Source organism: Pseudanabaena sp. FACHB-2040, from assembly GCF_014696715.1.
Taxonomy (GTDB): Bacteria; Cyanobacteriota; Cyanobacteriia; order Phormidesmidales; family Phormidesmidaceae; genus JACVSF01.
The window spans coordinates 86154-100806 of sequence record NZ_JACJQO010000012.1 but is presented as its reverse complement, the minus strand read 5'-3'; the positions used below and the strand labels follow the sequence as shown (position 1 = coordinate 100806).

Annotated in this window: 14 protein-coding genes; 5 read left to right on the top strand and 9 right to left on the bottom strand. The window is 55.3% G+C overall.

Annotation, left to right across the window (positions count from 1 at the left end; all coding sequences use genetic code 11):
- The first annotated feature begins 251 nt into the window (after positions 1-251).
- The 3 genes from rsmA to H6G13_RS15180 all read left to right on the top strand — a co-directional run bounded on the left by rsmA (position 252) and on the right by H6G13_RS15180 (position 2548).
- On the top strand, positions 252-1100 hold the full coding sequence (gene rsmA / locus H6G13_RS15190; RefSeq protein ID WP_190484121.1) for a 16S rRNA (adenine(1518)-N(6)/adenine(1519)-N(6))-dimethyltransferase RsmA: 849 nt from the start codon (positions 252-254) through the stop codon (positions 1098-1100).
- Positions 1101-1197: 97 nt separating this feature from the next.
- Positions 1198-2157, top strand: coding sequence for a 4-(cytidine 5'-diphospho)-2-C-methyl-D-erythritol kinase (ispE, locus tag H6G13_RS15185; RefSeq protein WP_190484119.1), 960 nt, complete (start codon positions 1198-1200; stop codon positions 2155-2157).
- 46 nt (positions 2158-2203) lie between these two features.
- On the top strand, positions 2204-2548 hold the full coding sequence (locus tag H6G13_RS15180) for a DUF3082 domain-containing protein (protein WP_190484117.1): 345 nt from the start codon (positions 2204-2206) through the stop codon (positions 2546-2548).
- Between the two features lie 129 nt (positions 2549-2677).
- Here H6G13_RS15180 and H6G13_RS15175 read toward each other — a convergent pair whose 3' ends face one another.
- Positions 2678-3205, bottom strand: coding sequence for a hypothetical protein (locus tag H6G13_RS15175; protein ID WP_190484115.1), 528 nt, complete (start codon positions 3203-3205; stop codon positions 2678-2680).
- A gap of 283 nt (positions 3206-3488) precedes the next feature.
- On the opposite strand from H6G13_RS15175, the gene H6G13_RS15170 reads away from it, so the two are divergent.
- Complete coding sequence (locus H6G13_RS15170) at positions 3489-4361, top strand: PRC-barrel domain-containing protein (protein ID WP_190484113.1); 873 nt, start codon at positions 3489-3491, stop codon at positions 4359-4361.
- A gap of 50 nt (positions 4362-4411) precedes the next feature.
- Here H6G13_RS15170 and H6G13_RS15165 read toward each other — a convergent pair whose 3' ends face one another.
- From H6G13_RS15165 to hemC, 6 genes are all read right to left on the bottom strand, one after another.
- The gene (locus tag H6G13_RS15165) at positions 4412-5704 is read right to left on the bottom strand and encodes a tetratricopeptide repeat protein (protein WP_190484111.1); all 1293 of its coding nucleotides are present in this window, start codon (positions 5702-5704) and stop codon (positions 4412-4414) included.
- Between the two features lie 167 nt (positions 5705-5871).
- Positions 5872-7242, bottom strand: coding sequence for an 8-oxoguanine deaminase (locus H6G13_RS15160; protein WP_190484108.1), 1371 nt, complete (start codon positions 7240-7242; stop codon positions 5872-5874).
- Between the two features lie 205 nt (positions 7243-7447).
- Entirely contained in the window at positions 7448-8020 is a 573-nt protein-coding gene (locus H6G13_RS15155; RefSeq protein WP_190484106.1) for a hypothetical protein, read from the bottom strand.
- A 40-nt stretch (positions 8021-8060) separates the two neighbouring features.
- Positions 8061-8366 carry a YkvA family protein gene (locus H6G13_RS15150; RefSeq protein ID WP_190484104.1) on the bottom strand — a complete coding sequence of 102 codons (306 nt, stop codon included), beginning with the start codon at positions 8364-8366 and terminating at the stop codon, positions 8061-8063.
- A gap of 109 nt (positions 8367-8475) precedes the next feature.
- Complete coding sequence (locus H6G13_RS15145) at positions 8476-9429, bottom strand: lysophospholipid acyltransferase family protein (RefSeq protein ID WP_190484102.1); 954 nt, start codon at positions 9427-9429, stop codon at positions 8476-8478.
- A gap of 126 nt (positions 9430-9555) precedes the next feature.
- Positions 9556-10533, bottom strand: coding sequence for a hydroxymethylbilane synthase (gene hemC / locus H6G13_RS15140; RefSeq protein ID WP_190484100.1), 978 nt, complete (start codon positions 10531-10533; stop codon positions 9556-9558).
- 215 nt (positions 10534-10748) lie between these two features.
- On the opposite strand from hemC, the gene H6G13_RS15135 reads away from it, so the two are divergent.
- Positions 10749-12146 carry a tetratricopeptide repeat protein gene (locus H6G13_RS15135; protein ID WP_190484098.1) on the top strand — a complete coding sequence of 466 codons (1398 nt, stop codon included), beginning with the start codon at positions 10749-10751 and terminating at the stop codon, positions 12144-12146.
- 59 nt (positions 12147-12205) lie between these two features.
- Here the strand turns inward: H6G13_RS15135 and H6G13_RS15130 are convergent, their stop codons facing one another.
- Positions 12206-12814 carry a hypothetical protein gene (locus tag H6G13_RS15130; RefSeq protein ID WP_190484096.1) on the bottom strand — a complete coding sequence of 203 codons (609 nt, stop codon included), beginning with the start codon at positions 12812-12814 and terminating at the stop codon, positions 12206-12208.
- A gap of 153 nt (positions 12815-12967) precedes the next feature.
- Positions 12968-14611 (bottom strand): CHAT domain-containing protein, encoded by a 1644-nt coding sequence (locus tag H6G13_RS15125; RefSeq protein WP_190484094.1) that lies wholly within the window; start codon positions 14609-14611, stop codon positions 12968-12970.
- Positions 14612-14653: the final 42 nt, after the last annotated feature.

The window sequence follows — 14653 nt, the reverse complement described above, 5'->3', positions numbered from 1 at the left end:
CCTCGATCCTCAGCCTACACTCTATAAAGGAACTATAAAGACACGGACTGCAAAGGTGAACGCTAGAGCTGATTTCCTACGCTGGTTCCTTTAGAAACCGACACTGCCCCCTAGGAACCTCTAGGCAAGCTACGGAACAGCGCAGGAATCCAGTAGGGTGAATAAAGGCAGTTGGGAACCTCAGTTTACGACAGCTAATGGGTTAAGACAGTTGGTGGGTAAAACAGCCAGCGAACGTATGGGTAGAACAGGTGGCTTCTTCTAGACCTCGAAAACAGTTTGGCCAGCACTGGCTCCGCAGTGAAAAGGTGCTGCAGGCGATTGTGGCGGCAGCGGCGGTGAGCCGTTGCGATCGCATCCTAGAAATTGGCCCCGGCACCGGAGTTTTGACTCGTCAGCTGATGGCGCAGGCAGCGGCCGTTGTAGCCGTCGAGATTGACTGGGATCTCTGCCGTAAGCTAGTCCAGCAGTTTGCCCAGGCCGATAATTTTGTGCTGCTCCAGGGAGACTTTCTCACGCTAGACTGGCGGGCAGCCTTAGAGGCTCAGCCGGGATATAGCCTGGGCCTGCCCAATAAAGTAGTGGCTAACATTCCCTACTACATCACAGGGCCAATCCTAGAAAGGCTATTGGGCACGATTGCAAATCCCAGTCCCTGCCCCTTTGACTCCATTGTGCTGTTAGTGCAGCGAGAAGTCGCCGATCGGCTCTATGCCAAGCCCGGGTCGCGGGCCTTTGGGGCACTTTCGGTGCGGGTACAGTATCTAGCAGCCTGTGAGCGGGTGTGCCTGGTGCCAGCCAGTGCCTTTTATCCGCCCCCTAAAGTCGAATCTGCCGTGGTGCGGCTGACGCCGCGTCCGGTTTTGCCCGCCGCCGAAGATCCCCGTCTGCTGAACCAGCTTGTGACTTTGGGCTTTTCTAGCAAGCGCAAAATGCTGCGAAACAATCTCAAGGGAACGATTGACCGCGACCACCTGACCGCTCTCATGACCGCTCTGCAAATTCCAGACCAGGCCAGAGCCGAGGATCTCGGGGTGGAGCAGTGGGTCGCATTGAGTAATACAATCCTGAAGGAAAAAACAAACGCCCCCGAAGCGTGATTCAGCTGAGCCTGGCTCTACCACAACTCCCTACTAGTCGCTTCAAGACCTCTTTCTTCTCTACTCTTTTCTCCTGACCCCTCACCCCCTGATTCCCATGCGTTTCTACTCGCTGCTGGCAGCGGCCAAAATCAACCTGTATCTGGAAATTATTGGGGCTCGACCCGACGGCTTCCATGAACTGGTCATGGTGATGCAGAGCATCAGCCTGAGCGATCGGGTGACCGTCCGCAGCATTGGCGTTGATCAAATTCGCCTGCGCTGTGACAACCCTCTGGTGCCAACCGACAAGACCAACTTGGCCTACCGAGCGGCAGCCCTGCTGGTTGAGCGGTTTCCGGCAGCCATGACGCGTTTTGGAGGGGTAGAAATTACGCTGGAAAAGCGGATTCCGGTGGGGGCGGGGTTGGCAGGAGGATCATCTAATGCTGCAGCAGTGCTAGTGGGGCTAGATTTATTGTGGGAGCTGGGGTTGACTCAGGGGGAACTGCAGGTGCTGGGCGCAGAACTAGGCTCAGACGTGCCTTTTTCGATCTTGGGGGGAACTGCGATCGCAACGGGTCGGGGCGAGCAGCTAGATCCCCTTTCTGGCGTTGACGAGCTCCACGTTGTCCTGGCCAAATACGAGGACTTAGCAGTCTCCACCCCTTGGGCTTACCAAACCTACCGTAGCCAGTTCGACAGTTCTTATCTGTCAGACGAGGCTGGATTTGCCTTGCGTCGGGCCGAGGTGCGCTCAGGAGCCATGGTTTCAGCGTTGACTCAAAAGGATCGCGCTGGCATTGGCCGGGCTTTGTGCAATGATTTTGAGAAGGTGGTCTTTGAGGCCCACCCCCAAGTCGCTCAGCTCCGAGATGTGATGACCGAGGCAGGCGGGCTAGGCACGCTCATGTCGGGATCGGGGCCGACGGTATTTACGCTGGCAACGTCGGCAGCCGAGGCTGAGGCTATTCAGAAGCAGGTGTGCGATCGCATCGCTGATCCCAACCTGAAGACTTGGACAGCCCGCTGTACAGCCTCTGGAGTTCGGCTAGACACCTCGAGCAAACTGAGCTAGGTAGGCTTGTGCGATGCTATAGATAGCAACTTTTGGAGGTCGAGCAATGGCCGATACCCCTACCCCATCCGAGGCAAAGACCGGTGCCAGTACTCTCTCCCCAACCGGCAAGATTTTGCGCTGTTTTAGCGGAGCCTTTATCTCAGGCTCTCTAGCAATCCTAATCTACCGGCTGATGCTCTCGATTGCCCTCACTTTTGCCAACAAGCCAGTCACGTCCGACAACACGGCTGTGATCAATCTGTCCTCCGCCGTGCGAACGCTGGTAGTTGGCACCGTAGCCTTAGGCGCAGGCGTGTTTGGTCTGGCCGGACTGGGGCTGTTTTTGCTAGGTATTCAGCTGACGCTGCAGCGTCTGTTTAGAAAATCTGAGACGCCTTCCGAGTCTTGACAAGGTGCGTCTAGCCCCAAAGCCGCCATCTTTAGCTGATCCCAACGTTCTAAGGCAGGCTCAGATGATCTCTGGTAGGGGCCGGCTTGGCCTTTGTTGCCTCCAGCTAAACCCCTTGCCCTAGCAGACTTAGCTGAACAGCATAAGGCTACCAGTTACCAGGATTACAGCTACCAGTAGGGTCGATAGCCAGCCTACGCGATCTCGTAAAGAGTTGATCTGAGCAGCCTGAATTTCGACCAGCGGGGGCAGTTTAGCAGGAGGCAGTTCGGCAGGCTTGGGCACCACGTCAATCAGGGCAGGGTCTTCCTCTGGGGGAATGGGGTGGCGCGGTTGCCGAGCAGCCTGGGAATAGAGCCAGTCAGCAATGAGCTGAGGAGCCTTTTTCTGCAGTCGGCGAAGGGCAAAAAAACGGAATGCCGGTTTGCTCATGCGCGCAACTGCTTTGAGCGGGCCTCTGAGGGATTGGGCAGAAATTTTGCGGTTAATGAGGCGCACTGAAGCAATGTCGTAGAGACAGTCCAGAACCATCTTGACGGTAGTCTCTTCGCGCTGAAAAAGATTGTCTAGAATGCGCTTTACGTCTTTTAAGCGCTCTAATTCTAAATCTTCCTCTTCTGCTGATATAAGAGCGTCTGGGCCTCGCTTGCGGTACATTGCGATCGCATTCCAACGTTAATTGTGTAAAGGTGGGGCTACCTAACGTTTCGGGTTTACCCCTTACTTTACTACTTACGTATAGCGTCTACCTAACCTTAATAGTAACTGTTTCGTCCGTTCAGAAAAATCATCTGGAGAAAGAGTTTGGCGTCTGCCCTATGAGATGAGTAGGCAGTGAATTAGGATAGCGATAGAGCAACGTTTTTGACATCGAGCAGCATTGCGTTTAGTTGGGTCATCCTGGCAGTTGGGTCACACTCGACGTTTTTAAGGAGCAAGCATGGCAGCAACACCTGACACCCTGCAACAGGGAGAACTGCTCAATCGACTGGTGATTGATATCAACACCACCGAAGTCGTCGGACGGGTCGCGGAAGTGCTGGTAGACGCCCAGGCCCACCAAGTGGAAGGCATTGTGTGTAAGGGGGGGCTGATGGGGCGGGAGCGCCGCACCTTTAGCTGGGTCCAGATTGAGTCGATTGGCAAAGACAGCGTAGTTGTCAGACCCATCACTGACCATGCTCCCCACCGGCTAGATCAGGCCCAACCCATGACAGGGCAGGAAGTGTGGTCAGATGCTGGCGACCGGGTGGGGCAGCTAGTGGATTTTCGGATGAACTCACGCACTGGTCTAATTTTGGCCTATGGCTTTGCGCCGGAGGGGCTGCGAGGACTAACCGAAGATGTCTATACCCTGGCTCCTGAGGCCGTCATTAGTGTCGGCCGTAAGCGCATCATGGTGCGAGACTCGGCAGTGAGCGCTCCAGTAATTTTTGGGCCAGGGTGGGCACACAGAGCGGCAGACGCGGCGGCAGCCCTCAAGGAAGACTATGCCCATACCCGCGAACGGCTCGGCCCAACGCAGCAAAGCTCTCAAGAGATTGCCGACCAGCTACAGGAGCGCGTCCAGAAGCTATCAGATACCGCGAAAGACCAGTGGGGTCAGGTGTTTGGTCAGGTAAAACAGCGCACTCGCAAGTTGCGCAGTCAGCTGCGAGAAACCGTCAGCGATATGACCGCAAATCTGCCTGCAGGCCAGCAGCGAGATCAGGATAATCCATCTGTGACTATTGACGTGGACTCAATGGAAGTTTGGCCGGATGAGGACGAACCCTCAAGTACTCCGTTGGAGCCGCCTAGTTCTTTGTCTTGAGGGTAAAAGGCAAAAGATAGAAGGTTTTGCTCTCCTGTCTCCTCATTTGCCTAAATCAGCCGTGATCGCTTGGAAATCCCGGTTTCCCAGGAAAGGGCTAGGGCTTTACGAAAGTCGTTCATGGCCAGTTCGGCGTCTTGCTGTAGCTGAATGCTGGTATGTCCTCGACCAATATAAGCTTCGGCCAAATGAGGGTCTAGTTCAATGGCTTGGTTAAAATCTTCTAGGGCTGTGGTCCAGTCTTGCACGTGATACAGGGCGTAGCCGCGATGACAGTAGGCTAGAGCGTAGCTGGGTTTGAGTAAGATCGCTTTGTCAAAGTCGGCGATTGCCTCCATGTAGCGTTGGAGTTCGCTGAAGATTCTGCCCCGGTTGGCATAGACACGAGGGGCTGTTGCATTGAAGCGGCTGGCCAGGGAAAAATCTGCGATCGCACCTTCCAAATCGCCAACCTGAGCCCGTAGAGTGCCCCGATGGTCGTAGAGGTCGGCCAACCGGAAGCGCAGATTTAGAGGCTTATCTTCACTCAGGGTGTCTTGAGGGCTGGACAGGGCTAGACCCACCAGGGTCTGGTTGTAGGCCTGCTCCTGCAGGCTGGGGTCAAGCTCGAGCACCGTTGTGTAGTCGTCGATTGCGCCTGGGTAGTCGCCCAGTTCGTGGCGCAGCATGCCCCGGTTGATATAAGCTTCTACAAAATCGGCCTGCTGGGCCAATGCCTGATTGAGATCTAGCGCCGCCTGATAAAAGTTACCCAGCTGAAAATAGGCGACCGCGCGGTAGTTATAGGCTTCGGCCAGCTTGGGCTTGAGCTGGAGCGCCTGATTTAAATCGGCAATGGCCAGTTGATAGGCCTCCCGGCGGTTCTGGGCGAGGGCCTCATGGGCTCCCTGTTTGAGGTAGGTTAGGCCTCGCCAGAGATACATCTTGGCAAACCTAGGCTGACGCAGGAGAACGGTTGTAAGATCTGCGATCGCACCGCTATAGTTTTCTAAATCTAGGCGCAGTCGCCCTCGATTAGCAAAGGCTTTGACCCCCTCAGGCGCTAACCGAATAGCCGTATCAAAGTCGGCTAAGGCCGGCTCTACTTGGCCCAGCACTCGGAAGGTGCTGCCTCGGTTAATGTAGGCATTGACAAAATCAGGGCTGAGCTGAATGGCGCGAGAAAAATCTTGGATAGCCGCTTCTGGGTTCTGGAGATCGCGGTAGGCACAGCCCCGGTTGTAGTAGGCTTTGGCACAGCTAGGATCGAGATGAATGATCTGATCAAATTGGGCAATCGCTGTTTGAAAAGAGCCCAGGCGGGCCTGTTCAATACCCGTATTCAAAAGATCTGCAATGGACATAGGACTTACCTGGCAGGGTTAGCAGCGAGAGGACAGACTCGTCCGATCCTGCAAAGACGCAAACAGGTTCAAGCGACACCCTTATTATGGGCAGCGATCCTGCCAACGACCATTCCATCGGCACAATCCCCTCAGAAACTTTATTTTCAGGCTTTTTAACCCTAGGTTCAGCGCTTGGCGGCGGCTAACAGGGCTTGTGCCGTTCGATTGTGCCGCTCTACCAGCAGCGGCAGATCCAAGGTAGTCAGGCGGCCTTGGTCGATAACCTTGCGCCCGTTGATAAAGCTGTAGGCTACCCGGTCAACCCGGCACAGTAGAAGGGCCGCCACTAGGTCAGCATAGGCCCCCGCAAAGGCTGGGCTATCGATATTCACGGCAATAAAATCAGCGGCCATACCTGCTGCCAGATAGCCGATGTCGTCTCGGCCCAGCACTCGCGCTCCACCCCGCGTCGCGATTTCCAGGGCCTCACGAGCAGTCAAGGCAGCGGGGTCTTCCTCACGCACGCGGGCCAACAGCAGTGCCGTTCGCGCCTCCTGAAAAAGATGACCGGCATCGTTTGAAGCAGAGCCATCAACGCCTAGCCCTACAGGCACTTTGTGGTCGAGCATTTGGCGGAGAGGGGCCATGCCGCTAGCCAACCGCATATTGCTACAGGGGCAGTGGGCAACGCCTGTGCCGGTTTGACCAAAAGTTGCGATCGCAGCCTCGTCCAGCTTCACGCAGTGGGCATGCCACACATCCGGCCCCAGCCAGCCCACCGAGCGAGCATAGTCTTCCGGCAGCAGGCCAAACCGCTCTAGGCTGTAGGCCACGTCATTGGCATTTTCTGCCAGGTGGGTGTGCAGGCGTACCCCTGGATGCGATCGCGCCAGCGCCGCCGACTCCCGCATCAGGTCCTGGGAAACAGTAAAGGGAGAACAGGGTGCTAGCGTAACCCGCAGCATGGCATAGCGAGCATTGTCGTGGTATTGCTCAATCAGCCGCTGAGAGTCCTTGAGAATAAAATCCTCCTGCTCCACCATCGCATCGGGCGGCAGCCCTCCCTGACTCTGACCCAGGCTCAAGCTGCCCCGGCTAGCATGAAACCGCAGCCCAATTTCCTGAATCGCCTCAATCTCGTCATCCAAGGTGCAGCCATTGGGATAGATATAGAGATGATCGCTGGCGGTCGTACAGCCCGACAGCATCAGTTCAGCCGCCGCAATTTGAGCACTCACCCGAATCGCCTCTGACGACAGATTGGCCCAAATCGGCAGCAGTCCCTGCAGCCAGCCAAAGAGTTCCGAGTTCTGCGCCGCCGGAACCGCCCGCGTCAGAGTTTGAAAAAAATGGTGATGGGTGTTGACTAGCCCTGGCAGAACCACATGACGATCCTGCAAGTCCAACACCTCATCTGCGGTCTGCGGCAGTTCAGCCGTCGTACCCACCTGCTCAATCACACGATCTCGTACCCACAGCGCCCCCTGCCGGATCTCCCGCCGCTGCCCATCCATTGTCACCAGCGTGTGAATGTTTTTGACCAGAAGCGTGGACACAGCTGTCTATCCTTGGCAAGTAAAGGACGTAGGCATTCCTGTAATGGAGATCCTACGCTCATAGTTTTACATCGGAAAGGCAGAACTAGAACACAGAACCAGAGCACAGAAAATGGGGGCAGGAATTTCCTGCCCCCATAGCTAAGTCTTCAACTTCTCGCAAACAAACTTCTAGCCGTGTCAGACCACTCGAACTCGATAAAAATTAGTCTTCCAGCACTTCAATTTCGACTGGAGTTGCCGGAGCTTCAGTAGCGGTCTTAGTGCTGGCCGAAGGGGCAGCCACGCTGTAGCGACGCGCTTTCTGGAACTGCTCTTTGACGCGCTGGTAGCGATCGCCATATTCCTGAGTCAACTCGCTATCCACTTTTACGGTGTAGCGATTAACTTGCCGTCCAAGCAGCTGTATCCAATCAGCACGGCGATCGCGCACTAGGCCAAAGAGTTCGGTCAATAGCTGCCGCCAGGAAGGTAGAGCCTTTTCAGTGGTTTCTCCACCAGCTTGCGCCTCAATCAAAATGAGGTCACTCTCTACAGCAGAAGCTTGAGGTGCACGGGTCGCTTCACCGCTCACGTCTTGCATCTTTAAATAGGCAATCAGGCCAGCTAAAGCTTCCCGGCTTAGCTCCCGGATTTCAGAAGACCCCCCCTTCAGTTCTGTAAACGCTTCTGAGGAGGCTGATTTCAAAATTTCACGCAGTCGAGATGCTCTCTGGCCACCAACCTCTTGAGCCTTTTGCCAGTCAGTATTGAGCTGTTCTTTTACAGAAGTAGTCATGTGTTCTCTCTCAATTGAAGAATAGTTGATTTAGAAAGGGTTAGGCGACCGAAACTGAGGGGACGTCAATCACAGCTTCTTCAGCCTTCTCAGAGGAGTTTGAAGTAAACTTTCGCCCGACATGGCGTCGATTTTCGAGCAGAAATTGGCTGATCTCAGTGATGGCAAGTGTGGCGATTAAGCCATCATCAATCCAGCCAATCACCGGGAAGATATCAGGCAAAAAGTCTAGCGGACTCACCAGATAAAGCAAGGAACCTAAGATCACCCACCAGCGCCATTTAGGATGGCGAATCAGGTTGCGATACCTGTTTTCAATAGCTCGACCCAGCAGCCGGTTTTTCATGCTTGTCTCCTCTGTCCTTTGAATTGATCGTGACAGATCAAAGAACAGAGGTCAGGTGTGGCTTACCAGAGTAGCTCAGCGGTTTTTACACCGTCTAAACCGAATACGGTTACCAGAACAAATGATTGAGCCAGCCTTGAAACAGCTTGATGCCTGCGGGCTCCTGATACTGGGCAGGCAGCAACGCTAGTAGCGCTTGCTCTACTTGGGCCAGCGCTGCATCAATCTCCTGGCGCTTGGGGCGCTTGCTTTGACCCAATGGTAGAGGTTTGCCAAAGCGCACCGTCAGCGTTTTACGGAAGTAAAGGTTTTGGGTACCAATCAGGGCAACCGGCACGATGGGAACTCCCGAGCGGATTGCATAGATCACCGTACCCCGCTTAAGCGGCAAATGTAGCTGTCCTTCCTGACTGCCCAAACGTCCCTCGGGAAACAGCAATAGGCTGTCTCCCCGCTTGAGAATGGCTTGAACAGATTCGTCAATCTGCCGCAACTGTTGAATTGAGCTGCCGTTGGGGACGTGCTGCTCAATGTCGTTAGCAAGAGGCTTCAAGTCGTCTTGACCAGCTTTAGCAGCGGCGATAACCGCTAGTTCTTCCTTCCACCACCGCTCTAGAGGAATCACTCCCCCAGCCCAGCCAGCTAGCCAGCGCTTCCAGCGTTGGTTGTAGAGAGTGCGGGCATCGCCCAGGATGTAGTAGTAGGGGGTAGGCGGCACTACGGCCAGCAGCAAAAAGGGGTCGATGTGGCCCAAATGGTTTCCCACCAGAACGACTGGCTCTCGGGGGATATATTCAGGATTTTCGATTCGAATTCGAAATAGGGCCTTGAGCCACCGACGCATAACCCAACGGCGGAAAGAGCCGCTTACCCTTGGATCGGGCTTACCCTCGGCAATAGCCCCAATTTCGTCTAAGGCTTCCTGAATATGTTTGCGAACTTCTGGATGGCGGGCGGCATCAACCCCCTGGCGAACTCGCTCTAAAACTGCTGGGGTTAACAACAGGGTGATGTCAGAATGCTCCGCTGTGGAAGTCGCCTGCTCATCTGTTCCCTTGTTCATGCCCAGTCTCCAAAAGTACCTTACAAAAGCACGTTGTCAGGCATCTTCACCCGACTCTGCTCTTTTGAGGGAAATGGGATAACAATCTTTAGAAAGACGGGGAGACGCGTCTCCCCGTTCTCGTGTCTATGACCGGTTTGCCGCTATAATCTCGTCCAAAATGGGCTGTGCCCCTTCTGCCCTGAGTTGCCGGGCCAGTCGAATACCGATATCTTCAGCTTCGCTGGTGCTGCCTTGAACAGCGTTCTTCACGAGGCGCTGACCGTCTAGGCTAGCGACCACACCGGTCAGCGTTAAAGTATCGCCTTCTAAAACCGTATTGACGCCGATGGGCACCTGGCAGCCACCTTCTAGTTCCCGCAAAAAGGCTCGTTCTGCCAAACAGCGGGCGGTGGTCGGCGCATGGGAAAGAACCTTCAGGAGGGCCAGAATTTCTTCATCGCCTTCCCGGCACTCGATACCTAATGCGCCCTGACCCACTGCATGCAGGGAGATTTCGGAGGGCAAAATTTCGTGAATGCGATCGCTCATGTCCATCCGGTTCAATCCGGCTGCCGCCAGAATGATGGCATCGTAGCCGCCTTCATCGAGCTTGCGCAGGCGGGTATTGAGGTTGCCGCGAATGTCTTTAAAGCTGAGGTGGGGGTAGTGGTGCCGCAGCTGGGCCAATCGCCGCAGAGAGGAGGTGCCAATCACGGCCCCTTCGGGCAGCGTTGCCAGGGTTTTGTCTTTGTGCTTTTCGTGGACTACCAGGGCATCGGCGGGGTTTTCGCGCTCGGTGATGCAGCCTAGCATCAGGCCCTGGGGCAAGCGAGTGGGCAAATCTTTGAGAGAGTGAACGGCAAAATCAGTATCGCCCCGGAGCATGGTGTCTTCTAGCTCCTGGGTAAACAGCCCCTTATCGCCAATTTTAGAGAGAGACACATCCAGCACTTTGTCTCCCTGCGTCTCCATCGTCTGCACTTCGAAGGTGAAGTTAGGAAAGTGCTTTTGCAGCTCGTCTCTCACCCAGTGAGTCTGGATTAGAGCTAGCTGACTCTTGCGGGAGACGATGCGGACGGTGCGGGTTGGGGCGGAGAGGACGGACGGGGTAGTGGAAGCCATACGATACGAGACGATGCGTAAACGTTCGTTGTTAAACTTCAGCCTTTTTGACAAAGGCAGTGCAGACAAGATCTCTAGGGTACAGTAATCCGGCCCCTGACATGGGCAGGAACCCTAGATGTTAAAGGGTTGTCACACTTAGAAGCTATGATCGGGGACGATTGAGCCAGATGAAGGTTGGTAACGACAGGGCTATGGGACAGAGGCCAGGGACTATGGACAAGTTTCTTCGATCTGCCCGAGCCAGAGGGGGCCAATCCAAGATCTGGTGGAGGAAGGGATTGGTCTTTGCCGGACAGCTCACCTTACTAACCCTCTTGTTGGGGTCGCTGCCCGCGACTGCTCAAATTTTGCGGCCAGAGGTGAGTGAACCCTTTCTTTCCGACCCGCTGCTAGACGAGCCGCGAGACCCGCTGCTGCCCACAACCCCCGTCAGCCGGCCGCTCAGCCCCCTGGAAAGATTGGCCCTAGAAACCGGCTTGGATGAGCTGAACCAGGCAGCGCTAGCAGCCCTACAGGCAGGGCAAGAAGAGGTCGCTTTTGCCCTCTGGATTCGGGAGGTGCGGCTGCGACGGCTACTGGGAGTACCGCAAGAGATTGCCGCGATTCAGCGAGTCGGCGGCTATGCCTGGGAGGCCGGACGGACTCAGGAAATACAGCTTCTAACGGCTCAACTTCGACGGGTACGACAGCAGGTTGAGGCAGCTACGCCTCTTGATCAGAGGTTGCTGGTCGAGATCGCTACCGGGTTTGAAATTTTGGGAGAGCCGAACGATGCGATCGCACTTTATCGCCAGCTCGCTAATCTAGCGGTAACTGCTGGCAATACGGTCGTGTACCAGGCGTATTTAGAAAAAATTGCTGCCCTTGAAAGTGACTGGTTTCAGTTTGCGGCAGCAGCCACAACCTATCGAGAGCTGTATCAGCTGGTGCAGGGACAGGTTGCACCCCTGAGTGCTCCCTATTTACAGCGAGAAATCGCCAACCTAGAGCAGGCCCAGCAGTTTGAGCAGGCCACCGTAGTCCAGCAGGAGCTGCTGGATCTCTATCAGGCTGGGCAGGTTCTTGAAGTTGTGCCAGAGCTACAGCGGGCGACGGCACAGAATTTTCAAACGGTGGGCAATTTAGAGGCTGCCTCTCGCTATTACCAGGCAGCCTACACCAACGCCATTACCCTAGAGCAGTTTGAGGTTGCCAGTCAGGTCATCGATGAGCTGGCCTTGGTATATCGAACACTCGGCCGTTTAGATGATGTGCTCTACCTATATCAGCAGCGGCTGCTGGTCAACCGTCAGGTCTACGATGCCTACACCATCATGGAAAACTTTGACCAGTTGGGTCAACTCTATGAGGAGCTGGATCAACCAACAGAGGCGGTTGCGGCCTTTCAAGAAGGGCTGATTTTAGCGGCGCATTTGGGTCATCGCCAAAACTATTTTACCGAGCAGATTCGGCGCTTGGCCCCCGAATCGATGATTACTCCGGGCGAGAGTCTGGCCCCAGTAGAAGGGACATCTGAGCCAACGAGCGATCAGCCGTTGCCGTCAACTCTACCGCTAGAAAATTCAGGCCCTCAAAATTCAGGATCTCCAGCAGATGTCTGGCGGCAGTAGGCTACGGGGCAGAACTTCTATTCAGCCGCGCTGTTAAGGGGCAGCCAGAAAAACCAACCTTAGGAAGCGGATTCGCTTAATTCTTGAGCCTGATTAAGGGCAACAGAGGCAACGGCTAGACTGAGCCGCGCTTTTTCTATCTCTGAGAGTGCGGCCCAATCGCTCTGCTGTAAAGCGCGAATATGGAGATCCAAAATTTCGCCGCGCCCGTCCCGCAGGGAATAGGCCAAAGGTCGGGCCAAGGCTTCTAGGTCTTCTTTGTCCCAACCCAGTAAGACTGCCTGCACAGACTGCACTAGCTGATCTATCCGAGGCCGCCCGGTATTAACCAGCACCAGGGCCTGCTCAGTCAAAGTGTTCAATATCTGATCTGGCAGAGTCGTAAACTGCTGCGACAGCGCTGCTGCTAGAGCAGCAGCTCGATCCATCGGGGCTGCTGGCCAAAGGGTATTTAACTGGGCTGAAAGCCTCTGCCAACCGGCTGCGATCGCATCTATCGTTCCTGTCTCGTCCCAGCTGGTTTCTAACTCAGCAAAATGGGCTTCACTATCCGGGGTGTAGGGATTCCAGGGATAGGTAGCACTGGGATCTAGAATGCTGTGCAGCAGGTCGAGTTCGGCATTCATAGGTGGCTCGGCAGAATGGGAAGAACGAGGATCGTGGGCCATTGTAGATTCGTAGGATGCACTGATGCTTCAGATGTGAACAACCATAGCTACACGGCTGCTTTTGGGCATTCCGCATAGGATGGCGAAAGGGGGATCAATTTCCGTCATATTACTTAGACCATTCAAATTTAGGGCACCGACTTAAAAAACAGGTCAGGAAAACCTGGAGCCCCCGCCCTCAATAATGAATTCTAAAAGACGCCCCTCATGGCTTCCAAAGCGTAGCTGTGCGCCCAGGTTGAGCGCCACTTCCTGCTGATGGATGTGCTGCCAAATGCCCTCCACATAGCAGTAGGTGCCAAAACGGGAACGGTCCCGCAAAAAGTAAGTGGCCTGGGTCTGGCCGCCTACCGACACATTACGACAGAAAATTTCAGCATGCTGCCCCGACACCCACGGTTCAGGAATGACCAAGTCGTTGTCGGGTAAGCGGCCCACATGCATCAGACCGCCGTAGATAGGCCAGACTCGGGCAGGATCTTCTACGGAACGAACCGCAGCAAACTTCTTGGTCTGCCCTTCCTCCCCCGGTAGGCGAGTGACGTCGCGGCGAGGCGCTTCTAAAATCACCCCATCAAACTGGGGATGCATGTAGAGCACGGGCAGCGTCCAGGGGGTTTTATTAAAGCCGTAGAGAGTCAGTAGCTGCTGCCGTGCGAGCGCCATGGCCTGCTCTACCGGGTGCCGCTCGGCCAAAGCCTGGGCAAACGCCTGAATAAAACTCAGGGCCTCCTCATCGGCAATTGAGTCTCGCATTGCTAGCACAGCGGGCACCCCGTGGTGCAGCAGCACTTCGGCCAGGCTGCTGCGGGGAATAGCCGACTGGCTACGCTGATCTGGTTGGGCTCCCCAGCAGGTGTTAAACACGGCTAGCTTTATTCGGCAGCGGGTCAAAACCTGAGCCAGCTCAGTGCCATTGAGGGGAGCCTGAGTCCGCAGGAAAAGCAGCCCACCATCAGGGGCAGGTACACCGTGTCCCGCATAGAAAAAAACATTGTAGCGCCCGGTTTCTAGTTCTCGAATCATAGTGGCTGGGTCAGGCTCTACCAGGGTATGCACCTGGCAAGGCACCTTATCGACTACTCGCCGCCGCAGCCCGGAGGTACCCTGCTCCAACAGGTCTTTGAGCACCTGAGCTTCTTCATGGAGCCGCAGAACGGGGGTGCGATCGCTCTGACCATCGGCACTGGAGCCCTCATCACTGCCCAAAACCAGCAAAATCCGCAGATCTTCGTCAGGATCTAGATCCGGCAGCGGGTCAACGGCGCTAGTCGAGCGGCTAAACAGCATCTGCTGGCCCAATGAGATGGCCGGTCGCCCTGACTGGGGCTGCATAATCTCCCAGGGCAAACTAATCAGTTCTGGGTCTCGAATCTCTAGCCGGATATGCAGGGGACGAGACTGGCCCATTGCCATCCCCAGACTGCGCTCTAGGCTCTGTTCAATAGGGCCACTAAACAGCCACTGCCAGAGCGTCAAGCCCAGACCCTGCATCAAGCGGCTAGTGTAGTTGGCTGCAGGCTGGCTTGGGGGCAGTAAAGCATTGAGCGTGTCTTCGAGGACAAACTGGGGCACATAGGCAGACGGCACGTGGGGCACCTGAGGCAGCCCCCGCAGCGAAAAAAACTCCTGCCAGCTCTGCCAGATTTGCGATAGCCGCTCATCCCAAACGCAGTCGTGGTGGCTAAATCCCCCAGGAAAAGGGCTTTCTAGCACCCAAATAGCAAAGTGATTTGACTCAGACGTAGTCAAGGGAGCAATGGCTAGGCGCAGGCAAAGAAAGTCAGGAGAAGACATGGGCACAGTTGGAGGTCACCAGCAAGGGTTGGGGGATGGAGA